We start from the raw sequence: 21805 nt of genomic DNA on the forward strand, positions 1-21805 counted from the left end.
ATACTTTATTATGCGTTAAATAATAAATAAATCATATCTTTGCTAATTAAAAACTGAATATAAAAATGTATCAAAAGCTTGTTAGGAAAGAAGTAATGGGATTATTGGAAAAGGAAGTAGGTTCTTTTCTTGATAAATTTTTAACGCCAATTGAAAAAATTTGGCAGCCTTCTGATTATTTACCAGATCCTTCAAGCGATGAATTTAAACATGATCTTGAAGAAATTCAGACTTTTGCCCGTGAAATGCCTTACGACCTTTTTGTAACCTTGATTGGAGACTGTATCACAGAAGAAGCTCTTCCTTCTTATGAGTCTTGGTTAATGGGGGTTGACGGAATTAATCAGGAAGAAAAAGTAGGCTGGGCAAACTGGGTAAGAGCTTGGACTGCAGAAGAGAACAGACACGGAGATTTATTAAACAAATACCTTTACCTGTGTGGTAGAGTAAATATGAGGGAGGTAGAAATTACCACTCAATATCTTATTAATGATGGATTCGACTTGGGAACAAGCATGGACCCATACAGAAATTTCATTTATACAAGTTTCCAGGAAACAGCAACCAATATCTCTCACAGAAGAGTAGGAACATTAGCAAAACAATCCGGAAACGGAAAATTAGCTAAAATGTGCGGTGTAATTGCAGCAGACGAAGCGAGACACGCAAAAGCTTACAAGCATTTCGTAGCTAAAATCCTTGAAATAGATCCATCAGAAATGATTCTTGCCTTCGAAGATATGATGCGCAAGAAGATTGTAATGCCTGCTCACCTGATGAGACAATCAGGACAGAAGGCAGGTGAACTTTGGGGACACTTCTCAGATGCAGCACAAAGATGTATGGTATATACCGGTCAGGATTATATCAACATTATGAAAGATCTGTTGGATGAATGGAAGATTGAGCACGTAAAAGGTCTTACAGAAAAAGCAGAAAAAGCTCAGGAATACCTGATGAAGCTTCCTTCAAGACTACAGAAGATTACAGACAGAGTTTCTACTCCGGATCTTCAGTTCCAGTTTAACTGGGTTAAGAGCTAGTAGCCCATATTATTATTTTAAATTATAAAAGTATTGAGTGCCTTTCTATTTGGCACTCTTTTTTATTTCTTATCTTTGCAAAGCTAAAAAAAGAACAAAATGTTAAATAATAAAAAGATTGCTGTTGACTTTGACGGAACTATTGTTGATGATGCATACCCAGGAATTGGAAAGGCAAAGATCTTCGCTTTCGAGACCTTGAAAAGATTACAGGCAGAAGGGTTTAGGCTTATTCTTTGGACATACAGACACGGAAAAACGTTAGATGAAGCAGTAGAATTCTGCAAAAAGAACGGATTGGAATTTTATGCAGTGAATTCAAGCTTCGAAGGAGAGGTTTTTGATTCCGCAAATCAATCGAGAAAATTAGATGCAGACTGGTTCATTGATGACAGAAATATTGGTGGGTTCCCGGGATGGGGTGAAATCTACAATATTATTCAGGAAAGAATAGAATTCCGTGTAGAAGGAGGAGAAGTCTTGGCTTATTCAAAACTTAAAAAAGAAAAGAAAAAAGGACTTTTCTGGTAAAATAAAAATATAACAATTTAACAGTGTACCAATTTATCGATCAATATGGATACACTGATACATTAATACATTGGTAAATTAATACAATGATTCAATTAAAAACAATAGACGAACTGCGTCTGATGAAGGAGAGCGCCCGATTGGTTTCTAAAACATTGGGAATGTTGGCAAAAGAAATTAAACCGGGAATTACAACTTTATATTTGGATAAGTTAGCACACGATTTTATTAAAGATCATGGTGCACAACCTGCATTTTTAGGATACGGAGGTTTCCCGAACTCTCTTTGTATTTCTCCTAATGAGCAGGTAGTTCACGGTTTTCCGAATAATGAAGTGGTAAAAGAAGGAGATGTTCTTTCCGTAGACTGTGGAGTGATCCTTAACGGATTTGTGGGAGATCATGCCTATACTTTTGAAATCGGGGAAGTAAAGCCGGAAGTTAAAAAGTTGTTGAAAGTTGCGAAAGAATCTCTTTATAAAGGGATTGAGCAATGTATCAGAGGAAAAAGAATCGGAGATATCTCTCATGCTATCCAGGCACATTGTGAAAAAGAAGGATATGGTGTCGTAAGAGAGCTTGTAGGACATGGTTTAGGAAGACAGATGCACGAAGATCCACAGGTTCCTAACTATGGAAAACAAGGAAGTGGAAAGGTGATTAAAGACGGTTTAGCCATTGCTATTGAACCGATGATTAACCTTGGAACTGAAAAAGTAAAATTCCATAATGATGGCTGGACGGTAACTACTTTAGATAACCTGCCATCTGCACATTTTGAGCACGATGTAGCGGTAATCAATGGTAAGCCGGTATTGCTTTCTACATTTGATTATGTATACGAAGCGTTAGGGATCGTAAGTGACGAAGAGAAGCCTTTCCAACTGGATTTTTAATGAAGAAGATAACTAAGCTTTTACTGAATAAAATTCCACGTCCCATGCTTATTAAAATGAGCATTTGGGCAAGACCGCTTATTTATCAGTTTTTCAAAGGAGATGAGTTTTATGATCCCATTGATGGAAGGTCATATCGAAAGTTTTTGCCTTATGGCTATGGGAAACAAAGAGAGAATGCTCTTTCTCCGGGAACCTTGAGTCTGGAGAGACATCGCCAGATGTGGCTGTATCTTCAGAACGAAACCGATTTTTTCATTAAAAATTATAAAGTACTGCATATTGCTCCCGAACAGGAATTTTTGAGAAAATTCAAGAGAATGAGTAATCTGAATTATATTTCGGCAGACTTATATTCTCCTATTGTAGATGTGAAGGCTGATATTCTTGATTTACCTTTCGAGAACGACAGCTTTGATATTGTTTTCTGTAACCATGTTCTGGAACACATTGAAGACGATGCAAAAGCAATGAGCGAATTGTACAGGGTAATGAAACCCGGAGGATGGGGAATTCTTCAGGTTCCGATGAAAAATTCACTGGCAGTAACCTATGAAGATTTTACCATCAAAGATCCGAAAGAACGCCAGAAGCATTTTGGTCAATACGATCATGTACGCTGGTACGGAATGGATTATTTTGACCGTTTAAGAAATGCAGGATTTGAAACAGATATCAATTTCTATTCGCAGAAATTTTCAGAAGAAGAAATAAAGAAATATGGGTTAAGAAGCAATGAAATCTTACCCTTAGTCTTCAAAAAATAATAAGAAATATAAAGTAAGAAGCAGAGCATTCTGAAATATAATCAAAACAAAACCGTCTTCATAACGAAGGCGGTTTCATTTTTAAATATAGATAGAAGTTTATATTTTTATCTTAATGTGATGAAGAAACAGCTTTTAAACCTACAACTGATCCAATAAGTGTTACAATAAAAAATACTCTCCAGAAACTTACAGGGTCTTTAAAGAAGATAATTCCCATTAAAGCTGTTCCTACCGCTCCAATTCCTGTCCATACCGCATAAGCAGTACCAATAGGTAATGTTTGTGTAGCTTTGATCAGAAGAAGCATACTGATAGTCATCGTTATCAGAAAACCGGTGTACCAAAGATACATTTCCGTCCCTGATGTCTCTTTTGCCTTTCCTAAACAAGAGGCAAAGGCAACCTCAAATAATCCTGCGATAACTAATATTATCCAATTCATTTTTTTAAATTTTTCTGTTACAAATTTCAGAAATTGAATGGAGAAAAAATTTTACAATTGTTAAAAAATGAGTTTTTGTTAAGAAGTAGGCCGGAGGTTGGGAACTGGAATAGGGGTGTTATAGTAGTTAGAATGGATGATGTTCTGTTGCTTAATTCATGAGGGCTTTTTAGATAAAAGCTGCTAGCTGCTTGTTTTTATTTCAATAAATAATCATCAATATTGATATCACATACACCATAATATCAATAGGAGCGGACTTTAGTCTGCTTTCAATATAAATTAGCGTTCCTCTGGCTTTAGCCAAAACTTAAAACGCTTCTATCCTTAAACATAATTTTTACTTAATCTCCGCACGGATTCTGCTTAGACTCACCTGTGTAATTCCGAGGTAGGAGGCAATATATCCAAGCTGAACTCTTTTGAGTAACTCCGGTTGATACTGGATAATATCTTTATACCGTTCCAGTGAGGTTTTAAATTGTCTTGAGATAATCAGCTCTTCAGATTTTATCATTTCCAATTCCGCCAGCTTTCTACCCCAATTGGCAATATGAATATCCTCATTAAACAGTTTTTTGAGATTTTCGGTCTCAAGTCTGTACAGATCACAGTCTTCCAGTAGTTCAATGCTTTCATAACCTGGTTTATCTTCCACATAACTTTTCATAGAAAGGACGCACTGACCTTCACTGCCGAACCAGAACGTAATATCATTATCTGAAGTAGAAGAGTAGGCACGGGCAATTCCTTTACGGATAAAATAAACGTAAGGGATAACCTTATCTGCTTCCATCAAACAGTATCCTTTGGGATGGGAAACTTCAGAGATATAGGTTTTTAAACTATTTTTCGAGTCTTCAGGGAGTGTATAAATCTGGTCAAGAATCTGGTCTATATTCATAAAAGATGAATTCTAATATTCAAAAATATCAGTTTTAGGTAATGCAATACAAGATTATTTTGTAGTTTTTTGTGAGAAAAGTAGAAAGAAAGTACCTATCAATCTGTAACTCCATTAAAGGAGGAGAATATTAAATTTTTGATATTCTGTTGCATATCCATGAAAATCTTAGATTTTCAAAAAAACTTGTGTGTTCTTCTTGCAGCATCATTTAAAATTTTCTAAAGTAAGCTTAAGTGTTTAAGAACTTTTGAGACTTTGTGGTAAAATGTATAGGTTCAAAAAACTAGTGTTATAATTTTTAAAAAAAATCTTTTTGAAATGTACTCCAAAGACAAATAACTCGCTTTTTTCTTTTAAATATTGAGATTAACGGTAAAGACCAATTTTGTTTTACTAACTTTGCAGTTCGTAATATTATTTTTATGCACAAAGCTGGATTTGTAAACATAGTTGGAAAGCCCAATGCGGGAAAATCAACACTTCTAAACCAATTAATGGGAGAGAAATTGGCGATTGTAACGCAGAAAGCCCAGACAACCCGTCACAGAATTTTTGGTATTTATAATGAAGAGGACCTTCAGATCGTATTTTCCGATACTCCGGGAGTATTGGATCCTAAATATGGATTGCAGGAAAAAATGATGGATTTTGTAAAGGATTCCCTTCAGGATGCTGATGTATTCCTGTTTATTGTTGATGTAACGGACAAAGCTGAACCTTCCGAGTTCTTAATTGATAAATTAAATAAAATCCCTGTTCCTGTCCTTTTGTTATTAAATAAAGTAGATCAGACTGATCAGGCAGGACTTGAAAAATTAGTAGAAGATTGGCACAATAAGATTCCAAAAGCGGAAATTCTTCCTATTTCTGCTCTTAATGCCTTTAATACTGAGGTTATTTTACCTAAGCTAAAATCTTTATTGCCTGAGAACCCACCTTATTATGATAAGGATCAGTATACAGATAAACCAGAAAGATTCTTTGTAAACGAGGCCATTCGTGAGAAAATTCTTTTGAATTATGATAAAGAAATTCCATATTCTGTGGAAGTAGTAACTGAGCAGTTCAAAGAAAAAGAAGGTATTATCTTCATTGATTCTATCATTTATGTGGAAAGAGATACCCAAAAGGGAATTATTATCGGACATAAAGGAGAGGCTATCAAAAAAGTAGGTACAGAAGCAAGATTAGACCTGGAGAAGTTCTTTTCTAAGAAAATTCACTTAAATTTATTTGTTAAGGTGAAAAAAGACTGGAGAAAGAATGACAGAGATCTTAAGAATTTTGGTTACAGATAGACTAAAAATGCTGTAAAACCCGTTGTATTAAAAGATTTTTATTACCTTAGTCTAAATTTTTTAGTAAATGAACTACAATAATTCAAATTCGAGCTCAATACCTAAAGATATTATTTTATTAGCAGTAAGAGTATTTGTTGGTTTTGCAATGCTTTCTCATGGATATCCAAAACTTCAGATGCTGTTGGCGGGTGGAAAAATTGAATTTTTTGACTTCCTGGGAATGGGACCGCAAATTACCCTGATCCTTACAGTACTTGCTGAGTTTGTTTGTTCAATTCTGCTGATATTAGGGCTTTTTACGAGAGTTGCCTTAGGTTTCTTGATCTTTACAATGGTCATTGCCGGATTTGTAGTTCATGGAGCAGATCCTTTTGAAAAAAGAGAGATGAGTCTTATCTATCTTTCTGTATATCTTCTTCTGATGATTATCGGAGCCGGAAAAGTTTCTGTAGATCATATGATTGAAAGAAGAAAAAGAGCTTCAGATTGGTAAAAACCTTATTATATATATAAAAAGAGCATCCTCGGGTGCTCTTTTTTATTGGAGTTATTTTTATAAATGTCTTTATTATTGGGGATTATAGATGGATTTTTATAGTAAATTTATCTTAAAAATCACTACATTCGTAGAAAATAAATCTATATGAAGATAAAACTGACAATTTGCCTGCTGGCATTTCTCAATTTTTATGATGCACAGGAGAATATTACTTATCAAAAACCTTCTGCTGAAATCGTGAAACTTGCAGATTATGAAAGACCGCCATCTGTCTTAATGAATAACAAAAAAGACTGGGTAGTTTTTACCTATCGTTCAACATATAAGACGTTGGATGATCTTAATCAACAGGAAATGAAACTGGGTGGATTAAGAATCAATCCGGTTACGAATATTGCCAGTACGGTAACCTATTTTAACAATCTTAAAATAAGAAAGTTCAGTGATAAAAATGAAGTTCAGGTAAAGAATCTGCCTGCAGGAGCTAAAATTGCTTATGTTCAGTTTTCACCGGACGAAAAGAAACTGACTTTTACCAATACCACCAACAAAGGAGTAGAATTATGGCTTGTAGACCTGGAAACTGCTACAGCCAAAAAGATTACAGGAGATATCCTGAATGCCAATTTAGGAAACCCATATCTTTGGTATAATGATTCCAAAAGTCTTCTTATTAGAACGCTACCTCAAAACAGACCTGCTCTAATTGACTCAGGAAAAGACCTGCCTACAGGACCCATTGTTTCTACAGCAGACGGAAAAGTCTCCCAAAATAGAACATACCAGGATCTTTTAAAGAATCCTCAGGATGAAAAGAACTTTGAAACATTAGTAACCTCTGAAGTCTTCAACGTAGATCTTAATGGTACTCTTAAAAAGGTAATGAACCAGGATTTGTACACAGGATTAAGTTTTTCCCCGGATGGAAATTACCTGCTGTCTTCAGTCATTAAAAAGCCATTTTCTTATATCGTCCCGTTAAACAGGTTTCCTATGACTACAACGGTATATGATACGAAAGGAAATACTGTAAAAGTTGTGAATGAAATTCCTTTGAATGAAATTATGCCTAAAGGATTTTCATCTGTAAGAACAGGAAAAAGAGAAATGACTTGGAGAAGTGATGCTCCGGCGACTTTAGTTTTTACAGAAGCCCTTGACGGTGGAGATCAATATAAAACTGCAGAATACAGAGATGAAATCTTTACCTGGGATGCACCGTTTGCAGCAGCTCCTAAATCATTCTTCAAAATCAAACAGAGATTTGAGGATATAGATTGGACGAATGACCACTATGCGTTAGTATCTGAAGAATGGTATGATACCAGAAATACCAAAACTTTCCTGGTTGATCTTAACAATGGAGAATCAAAGGTTATAGATGATAGAAACTCTCAGGATGTATATAGTGATCCGGGAAATTTCAACACTGTGAAAAACCAATACGGTAGATCCGTTATCGATATGAAAGGCGGAAAAGCATATCTGATCGGGGATGGGTTTACAAAAGATGGGCAGCATCCGTTTATTGATGAAATGGATATCAAGTCATTGAAGAAAAAAAGACTGTATTCTTCTAACCTTAAAGGGGCTAAAGAAAAGATTGTGGATATTTTAAATCCTTCAAAAGGAGAGATCTTAACAACACAAGAATCATCCAGTCTATATCCGAACTTCTATAAAAAGAATATTAAGTCTAATAAAGCTGAAGCAGTAACTCACTTTGCCAATCCTTTTGAAAGCATTAAAGATGTCTATAAAGAAGTTATTACTTATAAAAGAAATGATGGTGTTACATTGACGGGAACTCTTTATTTGCCGGCAAACTATGACAGAAAGGCAAAGAAAGAAAAATTACCTTTACTGATCTGGGCTTATCCAAGAGAATTTAAAGATAAGAATACAGCGGGACAGAGTACTCAGAATGATAACGACTTTACTTTCCCATATTACGGCTCTTTCGTGTATTGGGTGACTAAAGGATATGCTGTTTTAGATAATGCTGCATTCCCGATTATCGGAGAAGGAAAAACAGAACCCAATGATACCTTTATTACACAACTGGTAGCCGATGCTGATGCGGCAATTAATGCTGTAGATCAATTGGGGTATATTGATAAAAAGAAAGTTGCTGTTGGAGGTCACTCTTATGGAGCATTTATGACAGCTAACTTATTAACACATTCTAATCTTTTTGCTTGTGGTATTGCACGAAGTGGTGCTTATAACAGAACGTTAACACCATTTGGATTTCAGAGTGAGCAAAGAAATTACTGGGATGTTCCGGAGATCTACAACACCATGTCTCCGTTTATGAATGCAAACAAAATGAAAACCCCTTTGCTTCTGATTCACGGTGATGCAGATAACAACCCGGGAACCTTTACCTTGCAGACGGAAAGATATTTCCAGGCTTTGAAAAACCTTGGAGCACCGGTAAGAATGGTTCTTCTTCCAAAAGAGTCACACGGATACCAGGCCAAAGAGAATATATTCCACGTTTTATGGGAACAGGATCAGTTCCTTGAAAAATGTCTGAAAAAATAATAGAAAAAGGCTATTCAGGAATGAATAGCCTTTTTTATATCTTAGAACAATAAGAAAATTTAGAGCACGGTGAAGCCTTACTCAATATTCTTAAAAGCGTAATCAACCTCTAAGCTTAAATAAATTGTAAGATCTCATTAATACTTTTCAATTCCATAAAGTTTTCATGATCAAGATTCACGTCATGCTGCTCATGGTCCCAGGTAACATGATAAGGAATATGAGCTGCTGATCCGCCGATTTCCAGTACAGGTAAGATATCCGACTTGATAGAATTTCCAAGCATAAGGAAGTTTTCCGGCTGACAATCAAGATGCTTTAGCAGTTTTTTATAATCATGTTCCTTTTTATCACTCATGATTTCAATATGATGGAAATAGTTCTGTAATCCTGAATTTTTCAACTTACGTTCCTGATCTAGTAAATCTCCTTTTGTAGCCACAACGAGCCTGTATTTTCCTTTCAGACTTTCAAGCGTTTCTGTGACTCCATCTAATAATTCAATCGGTTTTTGGAGAAGTTCCTGACCTAATTCAATGGCTTTATTAACCAATTGTAAGGATGCTGTATTATTTGATACTCTTCCAATAGTCTCAACCATACAAAGCATAAATCCTTTTACTCCATATCCATATAGATGAAGGTTTTTCATCTCTGTTGCAAAGAGTTCCTGAGAGACAGAATGCTGAGGAAGATAATCTTCAAGTAATATACAAAACTCCTTTTCTGCTTCCTGAAAGTAAGGTTCATTGATCCAAAGAGTGTCATCTGCGTCAAAGGCTATTGTTGTAGTATGATTATTCATTTTTGTTTTGTAAATTTCTGTTCGCAAAATTCAGAATAAAAATTAAACCGGCAAAGGACAATTGTCCCGAAAATATATGTTACGAACGAATCAGTCATTTTTAAGCCATCTTGAAGCACTTTACCAAAAACAAAGGGTGGGGAATATTATCCTGGAATCATTCTCCAAAGGGCAGAAATTATTGATTCAGGATCATTCCGTTTCTAAGGTCATGTTAATTAAAGAAGGAATTACAAAATGCTACTTTGAAGAAGAGAACGGAAAAGAATATATCGTTGAATTTCTGGGAAGCGGCGAGATCTTAGGAGAAGTGGAACTGATCAAAAATATTCCTTGTCTGTGCGGGATTGAAGCATTAACGGAAGTTGTGGTGTACACCATAAGGCTGCCTTATTTCAATAAATTGATGCAGACAGATCTTATCCTGAATAACTTGTTACTAAATTCTTTTGCGGAACGTATTATTAATACCACTAGCAGAGCTTCTTATCAACAGCTTTATACAGTAGAGCATACTTTGGCACAGCTACTTAAAATGCAGTCTAAACAAAATATCCTGATTTCCAAAGAAGATATGGCTGCGTATTTAGGAATCACAGTGAGAAGCCTGAACAGAATCTTGAAAGATTTGAATTAATTGTGTTGGTAAACGCAAATGCACAAAGAAATATAGTGCTAACTGTTGTTAAGGCACAAGAGAATCAAAGATCCTTAGCAAGGAAAAATAACACTTTTAAACTAACTTTTATTCACAATATTCTATATATCTATGTGGTAAAAATTATTCTTTTTAACCCATAGCCACATAGGTTTTTTACGCTGATAGATTATTCGTGCATTCGTGGCATTACAAGCCGCTTTCAATTTTATCGTAAATAAAATCTTTGCAACTAAAAAATATCCAATCTTCATATCTTATTACTCTTTGCGTATTGTAAAAAAAATGATTGTTTTATCTTTGTATGTCATTTTTATAAGGGGTGATTTTGTTTTTTTTAATTAAAAATATTTAATTGATTAAAATAAATGGGGCATTTGGAAAAATTATTATTTTTGTATTATAAAAGTTGAATGCAATACCAATGGAATTACTAAAGTTCAGAAATGCCGAATTAGCCGATTTAAATACAATTGTAGCGATTTATAACTCAACCATTGCCTCAAGAATGGTGACTGCAGACGTGGAAGAAGTTTCTGTAGAGAGTAAAGTACAATGGTTCAAAGAGCATAATGAGGAGACCAGACCGCTTTGGATCGTAGAAGATACAGATAGCCAGATTGTAGGTTGGGTAAGTTTTAGTTCATTTCATGAAAGAGCAGCTTACAGTGGAACGGTGGAAGTAAGTATTTATCTGGATGTAAGCTGTAGAGGAAAAGGCTATGGTAAAACGATTCTTCAGTATTGTATTGACAATGCAGGAAAGTTCGGAGTGAATAACCTGGTAGCGCTTATTTTTCTTCATAATGAGCCAAGTCTGAAGCTATTCCGATACTTTGGATTTGAAGATTGGGGAACTCTTCCGGATGTAGCCATTTTGGATGGTATTGAACGAAGTCTGAAGATTTTAGGAAAAAGAATTCAATAAAATATAAAAGGTTATCCGCTTGAGATAACCTTTTTTCTTATTACTGTATTAAAATTCAATAGAAATGGGCTTTAGCCCGTTCAAAATAAATAATCTTCGTAATCTCCGAGATCTGCGAGAAAAATAAAAAAGGCTGTTTCTACTGAAACAGCCTCTTAAATATTATGTATTCTGCTTAATTCGCTTAGCAGACATATTCAGGAATCGTTTAACGAGGAAGACGGCAGAAACCGTTAATCCTAATCCAAGAGCGATCCACATCCCGAAAGCTCCCATTTCCAATGTTACACAGAAGAAATAGCCTAAAGGAATCGTAATCACCCAATAGGCAATAAAAGTATAGATTGACGGGATCTTCACATCCTGTAACCCTCTCAGCATTCCTAAAGCTGTTACCTGGATACCATCTGAAAGCTGGAATAAAGCCGCAATAATCATCAATTTGGAAGCCAGGGTGATTACTTCAACCTCTTCTTTTTTCGTGAAGAATGTGGGCAGTATGTTTCGTCCCAGGATAAAAACCAATCCACAGATACACATAAAGATAAAAGCAATCTTTAGGTTATTAATCCCGACTTTTCTTAGCTCAACAAAGTTTTGTTCACCCAGTTTTCTTCCAATCATTACCGTAGAAGCCACACTAAATCCAACGCAAAGGTTGAAGGTGAACGAAGCCATACTCAAAGCAATCTGGTGAGAGGCAATATCATGTGCAGAAATTAATCCGCAGATGAATGCTGCACCGGCAAAAGCAGTTACCTCAAAGAACATCTGCAATGCGGTAGGTAATCCAAGTCGTACCATTTTATTAAACATTGCTTTTGAGAAGCTTTGAATTTTTAGCGAAAAATCCTTGATATAACGTCTTGTTCTCTTTTCCTTCAGCAATACAAAATAAAGGAAGACAACCATGAAAATTCTAGATATTAAGGTTGCTAATGCAGATCCTTTTACACCCATTGGAGGAAATCCCCAAAGTCCTTTGATGAATACATAGTTTAAGACAATATTGATAATGTTAGCAATAATGGTCGCCTTAGTTACTCCAATAGTGTACGAAAGACCTTCAGAAACCTCACGAAGGGTCTGAAAGGCCATAAATGGAATCATACTGATGACCATAATGCTTAAGAAGTCTACCGTATCAGGAATAATCTTTGCTGGCTGTCCTGAGTGGTAGAGCAGAGGCATTCCCAATAAAAGAATAACCATAAGCAATATTCCCACCGTCATATTAATTACAAAACCATGACTGAACACTGAGTTAATCGTATCATGATCATGCTTTGAATGTGCTTCTGAAACCAATGGTGGTATGGCAAATGAAAATCCAAGGGCCAATACAAATATGGAGAAGAACACGGCATTACCTAATGAAACAGACGCCAAAGCATCAGCGCCTAAAAGTTTCCCGACAATAATATTGTCGAATAAATTCACTGAAACTTGCCCTACCTGGGTAAGCATTACAGGTAGAGCCAAAGTCAGGCATTCTTTTGTGTAGTTTTTGTTTAAAAATTTCATAGTATTTTAAGATTCATATCGTTTATCATTCAAAATAGTCCAAAAAAAAATTTGCAGTAGTGGTACTGCAAATTTTTATAATATTGTAATAATAGTTGTATTATTTCCTTACAAAACTTGCAACGTCACTTTCAGAAACAGTATTTCCACCAAGAATAATCAATCTTTCCACAACATTCCTTAGCTCCCTGATATTTCCAGTCCACGAAAGAGCTTTTAAAGCATCAATAGCTTTATCATCAAACTTTTTCATAGCAGTACCATGCTCATCAGCAATCATACCGGAGAAATGTTCAACCAATAATTTGATATCGTCTTTTCTGTCATCCAATGGCGGAACATAAATTTCAATCACAGAAAGTCTGTGGTAAAGGTCTTCTCTGAATTTCCCCTCCTCAATCTCTTTCTGCATATTTTTATTTGTTGCTGCAATGACTCTCACATCAACTTTTATCTCTTTGTCGCTTCCGACAGGAGATACTTTACTTTCCTGAAGGGCTCTCAATACTTTAGCCTGAGCAATAAGGCTCATATCTCCAATCTCATCAAGGAAAATCGTTCCTCCGTTAGCCTGTTCAAATTTCCCCTGCTTGTCTTTAATAGCACCTGTGAAAGAACCTTTCACGTGTCCGAAAAGTTCAGATTCAATAAGCTCAGACGGGATAGCAGCACAGTTTACCTCTACCATTGGTCCTCTTGCACGCTCACTTTGATTGTGAATGGCATGAGCTACCAATTCCTTTCCGGCACCGTTGGGTCCTGTAATCAAAACTCTGGCATCAGAAACCGCTACCTTTTCGATCATATCCTGGATCTTCTGCAGGGCAGGAGAGTTCCCGATCATCTGGTATTTTTTATTGACTTTTCTCTTTAACGTTTTATTTTCCGTCTGAAGGCTTTTGTTTTCTTTCTTCAAAGATTCTTTTGCTAAAGCATTCTTTACACTGGTAATAAGCCTGTTGATGTCAATAGGCTTGGAAATAAAGTCGTATGCACCCTCTTTCAGGCAGGAAACGGCAGAATCAATATCAGCATGACCTGAAATCATAATAAATGTAGTTTCAGGTTTTAATACCATACTCTGCTTTAAAAGCTCGGTTCCTAAAAGTTTAGGCATCTTGATATCAGAGATCACCAACGCGAAATCTTCTTTTTCTACCTGTTTGTAACCTTCAAGGCCGTCTTCGGCGATAACAAATTCATAATCTGTGAGTTCGTCAGAAAGAATACTGTGAAGTACTCCTGAGATTGCTTTTTCGTCTTCTACTATAAGGATTTTTTGCATAGTCGCAAATTTAAATTTTTTGTTTCAATTATTAGCAAAAACCGTACCTAAATATTCTATTGGGAATAGTCTCTTCTTCCGAAAATTGCAGATCCCACTCTCACAGAGTTGGCACCACATTCAATAGCTACAGGGAAATCATCACTCATTCCCATTGATAAGGTTTTTAAAGGTTTTAGTTGATTTAATTCATCAAAAAGCGTCTTTAAAGTTAAAAATTCTTTTCTGATTTGTGCTTCATTATCTGTAAAAGTGGCCATTCCCATCAATCCTGTAATTTCAATGTGAGGGAAATTCCCATCGATGTATTGTTGAAAAAGGGCTTTTGCTTCTGGAATTTCAAGCCCGAACTTACTTTCTTCCGCCGCAATTTTTACCTGAAGCAAGGTTTTAATAGATCTATTGTTTTTACCTGCCTCTTTGTTGATTTCAGCCAACAGTTTTTCTGAATCCACACTTTGGATGGTATCGATGAACGGAGCGATATACTTCACTTTATTAGTCTGCAGGTGTCCGATCAGGTGCCATTGAATATCCTGAGACAGGAGAGGAGCTTTTTCCATCAGTTCCTGGACTTTGTTTTCTCCAAAGACTCTTTGTCCAAGATCATAGACTTCCTGAATAGCAGAAACCGGATGCGTTTTTGAAACGGCAACCAGTTGAACATCTGACGTAAGCTGATCTTGTATCGCTTTATAATTTTCCTTAATACTCATAAATGCAAATTTCTGAAATTTAGCGTAAGGTTCAAAGCTTAAAATGATAGAAAACAGGTTTTTCTTGTGAAGAACCTGTTTCAATCTATTCTTTAAATTTCTGAACTAGTTCAATATTTCATTGATTTTCGGATACTGAGAAATCTTTCTGAAAACAAACTTGTTGCTTTTTTGTAGTTTTTCAATAAATAAATCCAATTCGTTAATAGAATCTGTATCTCTCAGGTATTGGTCATGGGTAAGGAAAACAAGGTGTCTTGAAGTTTTTTCAAGATCATTAAGGAAGATGCTGTCTACTTTTTTCAGCATGGCTTCATGGCTTCCTTTCAATGTCATCTTGTGAGTAGGTCGCCATTCCAGATCCCAGCCAATGACTTTGTATCCAGCTCTTTTAAGGCCATCTGCAGCGGCAGTGGAGCTTTTGATATCCGTTACATTAATATTGTTAAGTCTCCAGATATTTCTTCCGGGAGTTCTTGCTATTTTATCGTGCAGCTTCAGACTATCTTTAGCGATATCAAAATCGCGAACAACAGCATCTGCAGTTTTGTAAAAATCAGAGTATTTGTTGTGAGCATGGGTGAAGCTGTGGTTGGCCAGTTCAATTAGAGGATTTTCTTTTAGAAGCTTGAAGTCATTTTTTTGTTTTGTGCTTCCATAAGCATGTCTTCCAACCAAAAAAGCGGTGGCACACACATTTCTTTTGTCTAGAATTTTTAAAAGATTTTCGGTTCCCTGGTTAGGACCATCATCAAAAGTAAGATAGATCACTCTTTTATCTGGATCTACACTTTCATCGTCCATTTTAGGGGCGGTTTTTGCGGTAGGATGTTCCTGTGAACTGAGCATTTCGTTCACATCATTTTTAAAATTACAGCTGTTTAATAGTACTGAAGTTGCACTCATCAATGCAAACATCCCGAGAAAAGTCTTATTTGTTGACTTTCCCGCAAAAATTTTTCTCATAAAGGTAATTGAAATTGTGTTGTTAAAAATTGTTAAAAATAACAATTGAATGTTAACAAATTATATGCCATATTTCGTTGTATTTTCTCTTTTTAAGATTATTTTAAGAACTTTATTTTAAGGTGTTTTTTGATTAAAATACTGATTGTTAATTTATGATTTGGTTTTCCATAAATCTTAACATTTATAAATGTTAAAGCGATAGTCTTTCTCTATTTTTATTGAGATAACTATATTCTTCCTTTGCGTGGGAATTATTCTATTTTAACAGATTACCATGCAGTATAGGTCGTCAATGTAAGTTAGGGTAATATTGTGCTTATTTTAAAAGACTTTTCAGGTAGGTTGCATTGATAATAGCAGCAGTTCCCCAGGTATTATTAAAGAATATAAATGCAGTCTGCCGGGTATTGGCAAGATTTTCTGCAAGGTTATTAAGGAAGTTTTCGCTGTATTCGGATTTATACAGTATCGGTTTTCCGTGAAGTCTGTAGTATATGATATCAGGATGATTGATGATGACGTTTTCAGAAAGGTTTCCGGGGAAACTGACTCCTGAGAAAACAATATTATTGCTTTTCAAAAGATCAAAAATTTCATTTTTCCACCAGGATTCGTGACGGAACTCAATGACATTTAAAAAATGATTGTCCATATTGTTCATGATCAGATCTATATTTTCCGGAGTATTTTTAAAAGATGGTGGAAATTGATACAAGAATCCGGAAAGTTTTTGTTGAAGGTGACTAGAGATATGTTGGCAGAATTTTATAACCTCTTCTTTTGCGTCTGCCAAACGTTTTTGATGGGTGATGGCTTTTGGAATTTTGATAAAAAATTTGAATGCTTCCGGAGTTTCATCATACCATTTCAAAAGTGTTTTAGCGGTTGGAATTCTATAAAATGTGGAATTGATTTCTACTGCATTGAACACTTTTGCATATAAAGAAAGAAAATCTTTACTTGGGGCATTTTTAGGATATAATGACCCTTTCCAGTCATTATTATAAAATCCCGAACATCCGATGTAAAGATTTTCTTTTTTCATACTATTATTTTATATCCAGATTCACTGAGTTTAATCTCAACGAATTCAGAATCACAGATAATGAACTCACGCTCATTGCAGCGGCGGCAATCATCGGTGATAACAGAATTCCAAAGAATGGATACAATAATCCTGCCGCAACAGGAATTCCTAAAACATTATAAATAAAGGCAAAAAACAGGTTTTCTTTAATGTTTTTAAGAAGCTTTTCACTTAGTAATTTTGCTTTTGCTACTCCTAAAATATCTCCTTTTAATAAGGTGATCTCTGCGCTTTCAATAGCTACATCGGTACCGGTTCCCATAGCGATGCCTATATTGGCTTGGGCTAGGGCAGGAGAGTCATTAATTCCGTCTCCGGTCATGGCAACAATTTTACCTTGTTGTTGTAGTTTTTTTACCTCATTGAGCTTATCCTCAGGAAGACAATTCGCTTTAAAATGTTTGATGCCTAATTCTTCTGCAACAGCTTTTGCGGTGTGTTCGTTGTCTCCGGTCATCATGATGATATCAACTCCTTCACTCATTAATTGGTCTACTGCTTTTTTAGAGCTTGCTTTAATTTTATCTGTAAAGCTAATAAACCCTAATACATCCTGACCCTGTGCAATATAAGAAATGGTATGGGCTTTAGATTGTACTTCTATTGCTTTCTGCTTTAATGCATTGGGAATCTGGATCTGATGGGCGGTTAACAGGCTCTCATTTCCAAGGTAAGCTGTTTTTCCGTTGATATTTCCTTTCACCCCTTTTCCTGAAACGTTTTCAAATTGTTCTACTTTTTCAGCAGAGATATTTTCATCCTTTGCCCTTTTAATAACTGCATTGGAAAGTGGGTGTTCAGAGTTTTGATTCAGTGAGAATGCCAGTTTTAGAATCTGGCTTTTATCTTCATCGTTTGCTGTTTCAATATGCTCTACAGAAGGCTTTCCTTCTGTTAAGGTACCTGTTTTATCAGTAATCAGAACATTTACTTTATTCATTTGCTCAAGGGCTTCTGCATTTTTGATCAGAATTCCGTTTTTAGCTCCTTTTCCAATTCCTACCATTAAGGACATTGGGGTGGCAAGGCCTAAAGCACAGGGACATGCTACAATTAAAACGGCTACAGCATTCACAAAAGCAAATAAACTTCTTTTCCCTTCCGGACCAAAGAATTGCCACAGAATAAAAGTAAGAACGGCAATAAGAATGACAACGGGTACAAATACTTTTGATACCTTATCCGTCAGCTTTTGGATAGGTGCACGGCTTCGGCTGGCTTCATTCACCATTTTAATAATTTGTGAAAGTAAGGTTTCATCGCCTATTTTTTCAGCCTTCATGATGAATACCTGGTTTCCGTTGATGGTTCCTGAAGATACTTTATCATCAACTGTTTTTTCAACAGGCACGGGTTCACCAGTAATCATACTTTCATCCACGATAGAGTTTCCTTCTATGATCTTTCCATCAACCGGAATTTTTTCACCTGGTTTTACCTTTAAAAGATCCCCGATTTTCACCTGAGAAAGCAATACCCGTTTTTCTTCACCATTGACCATGAGATTGGCTTCATCCGGTGAAAGGTTCATGAGTTCTTTAATAGCATTACCCGTTTTTTTATGAGCTGCAGCCTCCATCAGCTGGCCCAGAATAACAAGGGTCAGAATAACACAGACCGCTTCAAAATACAATGGGATTTCATGATTATGTCCACGGATTTCATGAGGAATAATATCCGGGAAAGCTAATGCGATAATACTGAAAATAAATGCAGCAGCTACTCCCAGTGCAATTAAACTGAACATATTAAGATTCCATGTTTTGAATGAAACCCAGCCTCTTTTTAACAGAAACCAGCCGGAATAAAACATAACCGGAAGCGTTAATGCCAGCTCAATGAACCCTTGAATCTGATGTGAGAAAGGAAAATCTATAAACATTCCACCCATGGATAGAATAAAAACAGGAATGGTAAATGCCAGTGAGATCAGAAATTTTCTTTTCAGAATGTTGTAGGTTTCATCTTCTTCATCGTCTCCACTGTCAGGCATTCTTACCAGATCCATTCCACAGATCGGGCAGCTTCCCGGTTCATCACTAATGATTTCAGGGTGCATAGGGCAAGTGTATTTTGCCGTTTTCTTTTCCGGATATTTCACCAGATCCATTCCACAAACCGGACATCCTACATTGGAATCATAGGTTTTATCTCCTTCACAATACATCGGGCAGTAATACTTTCCTGCCATTTCATCTGTAACCTTTGGCGCTTCATGGTGGTGGCTGTGATTATGATTATGATTATGATTATGGTTGTGATTGTGATTGTGAGAATGGGCATGGTGTGAAACTGCATTTTTAGCCATATCTTCAGAGATCTCTTCCAGGTGCATGTGGCATACAGGACAGTCTCCTTTTTCATCATATACTTTATCTCCTTCACAGAACATTGGACAATAGTATTTTCCAACACTGTCTTTAAAGTTTTCCGGAAGATTCGTTGCTGAATAAGTCGGTTTGTGATTAGGATCTTTTGCCAGTTTTTCTTCGATTGGAACTAAATACATTTTACAAACCGGACATCTTTCGCCCTGTTTGAAATATACTTTGTCACCTTCGCACTCCATAGGACAATAGTATACAGAAGATGGTGATACTCGATCCTGAGGTTTTATAAAAGCTTTTTCAGGATTATTAGGATCTTCAAGTCTGTACTTTCCTATTTCTGCTAAGGAATCATTTAAAACGGAAAGAGCAACCGCGTGCTCAGAGACAATAGTAGCAGTATTGTTTTCCAGATTTACATCGGCTGTAACTCCTTCAATACTGTTCAGTTGATTGGATATCTTTTTCTGGCAACCGGAACAGGTCATTCCGAGTATTTTATACTGTTGTTCCATGATTCTTAAATTTATACTGCAAATTTCCAAAATGAAAATCTAAGGCTGTTATAAATTTAAGGATAATAGTTATAGAATTTGGGTTTGAGAGTATTAGGGTTTGAGAGTGTTAGGATATTAGAGTGGAGGTTATGGGGTGATTGTTTATTATAACATTAAACTCTCTGACTCTAACGCTCCCAGACTCTCCAACCCTCAAACTCTAATACTCTCCACCTCTCAAACTCAATTAAAGGCTGTCAAGAGACTTCCTGTGATGATCTTTTAATTTCTTAAACTCTGTAGGGGTGAATCCGGTAACATTACGGAATTGGCTAGAAAGATGCTGAACACTTTTGTAGCCTAGTTTTCCTGCAATTTCTGTAAGGTTGAATTCATTATATAAAAGGAGTTCCTTTACTTTTTCTATTTTCTGAAGAATAAAAAACTGTTCAAGAGTTATGTTTTCATTTTGTGAGAAGGTTTTTGAAAGGGTGCTGTAATCCTTATGAAGCTTTGAGCTTAAAAATTCAGAAAGAAGAAAATCTTCATCAATGTCAAGTTCACTAACTTTTACAATAATGAGATTTTTAATTTTCTCAATAAGCTGATATGAAGAGTCCATGATTCTTTCAAAGCCGGTTGCAAGCAATTTTTCTTCAATAGATTGCATGATGGTTGTGGAGACATCTGATTCCGTTTCCACTTCTCCCAGAATAATAGAATTGGTCTTTATATTTGCATTATTAAAAATGGTTTCTACTGCAGCAATGCATCTGTTGCAAACCATATTCTTGATGAAAATTTTCATATTCCACTGTTTAACCTGTCTTTTACAAACTCAATCTGGGTCTTACCATGAGGTGCAGGATTTCCATTGCTGTCCAGATTAACCATTACGATTTTATCAACAGTGATAATCGTCTGATGGGTCATTTTATTGCGGACATCACATCTTAAAGTAATAGAAGAAGAGCCAAAATGAGTGGCTTCAATACCAATTTCTATAATGTCTCCCTGTTTTGCGGAGCTTACAAAATTGATCTCGGATATAAATTTAGTCACTACTTTCGTATTTTCAAGCTGGATGATAGCATATAATGCTGCTTCTTCATCGATCCATTGTAAAAGTCTTCCTCCGAAAAGAGAGTGGTTAGGATTTAAATCTTCGGGTTTTACCCATTTTCTTGTATGGTAGTTCATGTTCTTAATAATTTGCAGTACAAATTTAGTGTTAAAAGCTGGGGTTATCAAAAGAATCGTATTTATTGATCTGAAGAGAATTATTCATTTTCTCAATCATTTTCTTTTGGAGCGCATTGCTTTTGTTTTCACGATGTCGGGATCATTTAATAGGTTGTGATATTCTTCACTTTCTATAGGATATAAGGCTACTTTCCCTTTCTTATTATGATGAAACCCGAATCCATATCTTTTGGCTAGAGGGGAAGAGCGGAGACACGCCTGACCTTTGGAAAAGAATTTGTCTCTTTCCGCCTGTTTTTCATTGTCTGGAATATCATTCTTAAAAGCATAGCATTCAAAAATAATATCATCGGAAGAATATTGGTAAGGATTCTTACTGATTTTCTCATATTGAAGATTAGCTAATGTCTTTTCTTTTTTTTCAGGTGGAATCTGTGCCCGGGAAACAGGGCAGTCTTCAGCAACTTCTATGAAAGTATTGAGGTAATTGGTGGTGTGTTGTTTCATCTTAAAATCCAATTAATAACTTTGTAAATAGGAGGGTAAAGGTAATCTATAAATATACTATTATTCTAAGTATTCTAAAATATCATCTGTTGAGAAGCTATTAACCTTGCAGATAGTTTCAGTTATTCGGAGTAATTATTTCCTTTTCACAATGATTAAAAGAAAATTTTATTATGTTAACTAACTTTAACTTTTCATGCTATTTTTTGTTTAATTATTTGACATTCAGTAATTTAATTATTGTTTTTGGGTAAATGTATAAACTAAATTCAAATGAATGTGAGAAAGAGATAAAAAAAAGCTTTGATTTGAAGTTTTTAATTGTATCTTGCATACGTTTATATTTGGAATCAATATTTGTTC

Annotated in this window: 21 protein-coding genes; 9 read left to right on the forward strand and 12 right to left on the reverse strand. The window is 35.6% G+C overall.

What is annotated here, in order from left to right; translation table 11 throughout:
* Window positions 1–65 precede the first annotated feature (65 nt).
* The 4 genes from NBX25_RS15975 to NBX25_RS15990 all read left to right on the forward strand — a co-directional run bounded on the left by NBX25_RS15975 (window position 66) and on the right by NBX25_RS15990 (window position 3237).
* Window positions 66–1043, forward strand: coding sequence for an acyl-ACP desaturase (locus NBX25_RS15975; RefSeq protein ID WP_123907873.1), 978 nt, complete (start codon window positions 66–68; stop codon window positions 1041–1043).
* A gap of 99 nt (window positions 1044–1142) precedes the next feature.
* The gene (locus tag NBX25_RS15980) at window positions 1143–1574 is read left to right on the forward strand and encodes a BT0820 family HAD-type phosphatase (protein ID WP_123855622.1); all 432 of its coding nucleotides are present in this window, start codon (window positions 1143–1145) and stop codon (window positions 1572–1574) included.
* A gap of 86 nt (window positions 1575–1660) precedes the next feature.
* Window positions 1661–2470: a type I methionyl aminopeptidase gene (gene map / locus NBX25_RS15985; protein ID WP_123907872.1), complete on the forward strand. Its 810-nt coding sequence runs from the start codon at window positions 1661–1663 to the stop codon at window positions 2468–2470.
* Entirely contained in the window at window positions 2470–3237 is a 768-nt protein-coding gene (locus tag NBX25_RS15990; protein ID WP_250254358.1) for a class I SAM-dependent methyltransferase, read from the forward strand. Before map ends, NBX25_RS15990 begins: the two co-directional genes overlap by 1 nt.
* A gap of 112 nt (window positions 3238–3349) precedes the next feature.
* Here the strand turns inward: NBX25_RS15990 and NBX25_RS15995 are convergent, their stop codons facing one another.
* Both NBX25_RS15995 and NBX25_RS16000 read right to left on the reverse strand, forming a co-directional pair.
* Window positions 3350–3682, reverse strand: coding sequence for a DMT family transporter (locus NBX25_RS15995; protein WP_045496196.1), 333 nt, complete (start codon window positions 3680–3682; stop codon window positions 3350–3352).
* Window positions 3683–4022: 340 nt separating this feature from the next.
* Window positions 4023–4586, reverse strand: coding sequence for a Crp/Fnr family transcriptional regulator (locus tag NBX25_RS16000; protein WP_123855626.1), 564 nt, complete (start codon window positions 4584–4586; stop codon window positions 4023–4025).
* A 425-nt stretch (window positions 4587–5011) separates the two neighbouring features.
* On the opposite strand from NBX25_RS16000, the gene era reads away from it, so the two are divergent.
* The 3 genes from era to NBX25_RS16015 all read left to right on the forward strand — a co-directional run bounded on the left by era (window position 5012) and on the right by NBX25_RS16015 (window position 8936).
* Entirely contained in the window at window positions 5012–5887 is an 876-nt protein-coding gene (era, locus tag NBX25_RS16005) for a GTPase Era (RefSeq protein WP_123855627.1), read from the forward strand.
* Between the two features lie 67 nt (window positions 5888–5954).
* Entirely contained in the window at window positions 5955–6383 is a 429-nt protein-coding gene (locus NBX25_RS16010) for a DoxX family protein (protein ID WP_123855628.1), read from the forward strand.
* Window positions 6384–6533: 150 nt separating this feature from the next.
* Window positions 6534–8936, forward strand: a complete 2403-nt coding sequence (locus tag NBX25_RS16015) for an alpha/beta hydrolase family protein (protein WP_250254359.1) — start codon at window positions 6534–6536, stop codon at window positions 8934–8936.
* A 115-nt stretch (window positions 8937–9051) separates the two neighbouring features.
* On the opposite strand, the gene NBX25_RS16020 is transcribed toward NBX25_RS16015, so the two are convergent.
* Window positions 9052–9741, reverse strand: a complete 690-nt coding sequence (locus NBX25_RS16020) for an HAD family hydrolase (protein ID WP_123907871.1) — start codon at window positions 9739–9741, stop codon at window positions 9052–9054.
* A gap of 76 nt (window positions 9742–9817) precedes the next feature.
* On the opposite strand from NBX25_RS16020, the gene NBX25_RS16025 reads away from it, so the two are divergent.
* Window positions 9818–10378, forward strand: coding sequence for a Crp/Fnr family transcriptional regulator (locus tag NBX25_RS16025; RefSeq protein ID WP_250254360.1), 561 nt, complete (start codon window positions 9818–9820; stop codon window positions 10376–10378).
* Window positions 10379–10823: 445 nt separating this feature from the next.
* Window positions 10824–11327: a GNAT family N-acetyltransferase gene (locus NBX25_RS16030; protein ID WP_250254361.1), complete on the forward strand. Its 504-nt coding sequence runs from the start codon at window positions 10824–10826 to the stop codon at window positions 11325–11327.
* A gap of 162 nt (window positions 11328–11489) precedes the next feature.
* Here NBX25_RS16030 and NBX25_RS16035 read toward each other — a convergent pair whose 3' ends face one another.
* The 9 genes from NBX25_RS16035 to NBX25_RS16075 all read right to left on the reverse strand — a co-directional run bounded on the left by NBX25_RS16035 (window position 11490) and on the right by NBX25_RS16075 (window position 21442).
* Entirely contained in the window at window positions 11490–12851 is a 1362-nt protein-coding gene (locus NBX25_RS16035) for an MATE family efflux transporter (protein ID WP_123907867.1), read from the reverse strand.
* Window positions 12852–12951: 100 nt separating this feature from the next.
* On the reverse strand, window positions 12952–14136 hold the full coding sequence (locus tag NBX25_RS16040; RefSeq protein WP_250254362.1) for a sigma-54-dependent transcriptional regulator: 1185 nt from the start codon (window positions 14134–14136) through the stop codon (window positions 12952–12954).
* A 56-nt stretch (window positions 14137–14192) separates the two neighbouring features.
* Window positions 14193–14852 (reverse strand): YggS family pyridoxal phosphate-dependent enzyme, encoded by a 660-nt coding sequence (locus tag NBX25_RS16045; RefSeq protein ID WP_123907865.1) that lies wholly within the window; start codon window positions 14850–14852, stop codon window positions 14193–14195.
* Window positions 14853–14957: 105 nt separating this feature from the next.
* A complete protein-coding gene (locus NBX25_RS16050; RefSeq protein ID WP_123907864.1) occupies window positions 14958–15818 on the reverse strand; it encodes a polysaccharide deacetylase family protein in 861 nt (286 codons plus the stop codon).
* Between the two features lie 319 nt (window positions 15819–16137).
* Window positions 16138–16866, reverse strand: a complete 729-nt coding sequence (locus NBX25_RS16055; RefSeq protein WP_250254363.1) for a DUF72 domain-containing protein — start codon at window positions 16864–16866, stop codon at window positions 16138–16140.
* A gap of 4 nt (window positions 16867–16870) precedes the next feature.
* Entirely contained in the window at window positions 16871–19750 is a 2880-nt protein-coding gene (locus NBX25_RS16060) for a heavy metal translocating P-type ATPase (RefSeq protein WP_250254364.1), read from the reverse strand.
* A 229-nt stretch (window positions 19751–19979) separates the two neighbouring features.
* Window positions 19980–20540: a helix-turn-helix domain-containing protein gene (locus tag NBX25_RS16065; protein ID WP_123907861.1), complete on the reverse strand. Its 561-nt coding sequence runs from the start codon at window positions 20538–20540 to the stop codon at window positions 19980–19982.
* Window positions 20537–20932, reverse strand: a complete 396-nt coding sequence (locus tag NBX25_RS16070; RefSeq protein WP_123855640.1) for an acyl-CoA thioesterase — start codon at window positions 20930–20932, stop codon at window positions 20537–20539. The genes NBX25_RS16065 and NBX25_RS16070 overlap by 4 nt, the downstream gene beginning before the upstream one ends.
* 96 nt (window positions 20933–21028) lie before the next feature.
* Window positions 21029–21442 carry a DUF6157 family protein gene (locus NBX25_RS16075; protein WP_250254365.1) on the reverse strand — a complete coding sequence of 138 codons (414 nt, stop codon included), beginning with the start codon at window positions 21440–21442 and terminating at the stop codon, window positions 21029–21031.
* Window positions 21443–21805: the final 363 nt, after the last annotated feature.

Origin of the sequence: Chryseobacterium sp. Marseille-Q3244 (assembly GCF_940807095.1) — a bacterium.
GTDB lineage: Bacteria > Bacteroidota > Bacteroidia > Flavobacteriales > Weeksellaceae > Chryseobacterium.

Excerpts from the sequence above, each read along its gene's own strand:
- NBX25_RS15975 (WP_123907873.1), top strand. The coding sequence starts at position 66 with ATGTATCAAAAGCTTGTTAGGAAAGAAGTAATGGGATTATTGGAAAAG.
- NBX25_RS15980 (WP_123855622.1), top strand. The coding sequence starts at position 1,143 with ATGTTAAATAATAAAAAGATTGCTGTTGACTTTGACGGAACTATTGTT.
- map (WP_123907872.1), top strand. The coding sequence starts at position 1,661 with ATGATTCAATTAAAAACAATAGACGAACTGCGTCTGATGAAGGAGAGC.
- NBX25_RS15990 (WP_250254358.1), top strand. The coding sequence starts at position 2,470 with ATGAAGAAGATAACTAAGCTTTTACTGAATAAAATTCCACGTCCCATG.
- NBX25_RS15995 (WP_045496196.1), bottom strand. The coding sequence starts at position 3,682 with ATGAATTGGATAATATTAGTTATCGCAGGATTATTTGAGGTTGCCTTT.
- NBX25_RS16000 (WP_123855626.1), bottom strand. The coding sequence starts at position 4,586 with ATGAATATAGACCAGATTCTTGACCAGATTTATACACTCCCTGAAGAC.
- era (WP_123855627.1), top strand. The coding sequence starts at position 5,012 with ATGCACAAAGCTGGATTTGTAAACATAGTTGGAAAGCCCAATGCGGGA.
- NBX25_RS16010 (WP_123855628.1), top strand. The coding sequence starts at position 5,955 with ATGAACTACAATAATTCAAATTCGAGCTCAATACCTAAAGATATTATT.
- NBX25_RS16015 (WP_250254359.1), top strand. The coding sequence starts at position 6,534 with ATGAAGATAAAACTGACAATTTGCCTGCTGGCATTTCTCAATTTTTAT.
- NBX25_RS16020 (WP_123907871.1), bottom strand. The coding sequence starts at position 9,741 with ATGAATAATCATACTACAACAATAGCCTTTGACGCAGATGACACTCTT.
- NBX25_RS16025 (WP_250254360.1), top strand. The coding sequence starts at position 9,818 with ATGTTACGAACGAATCAGTCATTTTTAAGCCATCTTGAAGCACTTTAC.
- NBX25_RS16030 (WP_250254361.1), top strand. The coding sequence starts at position 10,824 with ATGGAATTACTAAAGTTCAGAAATGCCGAATTAGCCGATTTAAATACA.
- NBX25_RS16035 (WP_123907867.1), bottom strand. The coding sequence starts at position 12,851 with ATGAAATTTTTAAACAAAAACTACACAAAAGAATGCCTGACTTTGGCT.
- NBX25_RS16040 (WP_250254362.1), bottom strand. The coding sequence starts at position 14,136 with ATGCAAAAAATCCTTATAGTAGAAGACGAAAAAGCAATCTCAGGAGTA.
- NBX25_RS16045 (WP_123907865.1), bottom strand. The coding sequence starts at position 14,852 with ATGAGTATTAAGGAAAATTATAAAGCGATACAAGATCAGCTTACGTCA.
- NBX25_RS16050 (WP_123907864.1), bottom strand. The coding sequence starts at position 15,818 with ATGAGAAAAATTTTTGCGGGAAAGTCAACAAATAAGACTTTTCTCGGG.
- NBX25_RS16055 (WP_250254363.1), bottom strand. The coding sequence starts at position 16,866 with ATGAAAAAAGAAAATCTTTACATCGGATGTTCGGGATTTTATAATAAT.
- NBX25_RS16060 (WP_250254364.1), bottom strand. The coding sequence starts at position 19,750 with ATGGAACAACAGTATAAAATACTCGGAATGACCTGTTCCGGTTGCCAG.
- NBX25_RS16065 (WP_123907861.1), bottom strand. The coding sequence starts at position 20,540 with ATGAAAATTTTCATCAAGAATATGGTTTGCAACAGATGCATTGCTGCA.
- NBX25_RS16070 (WP_123855640.1), bottom strand. The coding sequence starts at position 20,932 with ATGAACTACCATACAAGAAAATGGGTAAAACCCGAAGATTTAAATCCT.
- NBX25_RS16075 (WP_250254365.1), bottom strand. The coding sequence starts at position 21,442 with ATGAAACAACACACCACCAATTACCTCAATACTTTCATAGAAGTTGCT.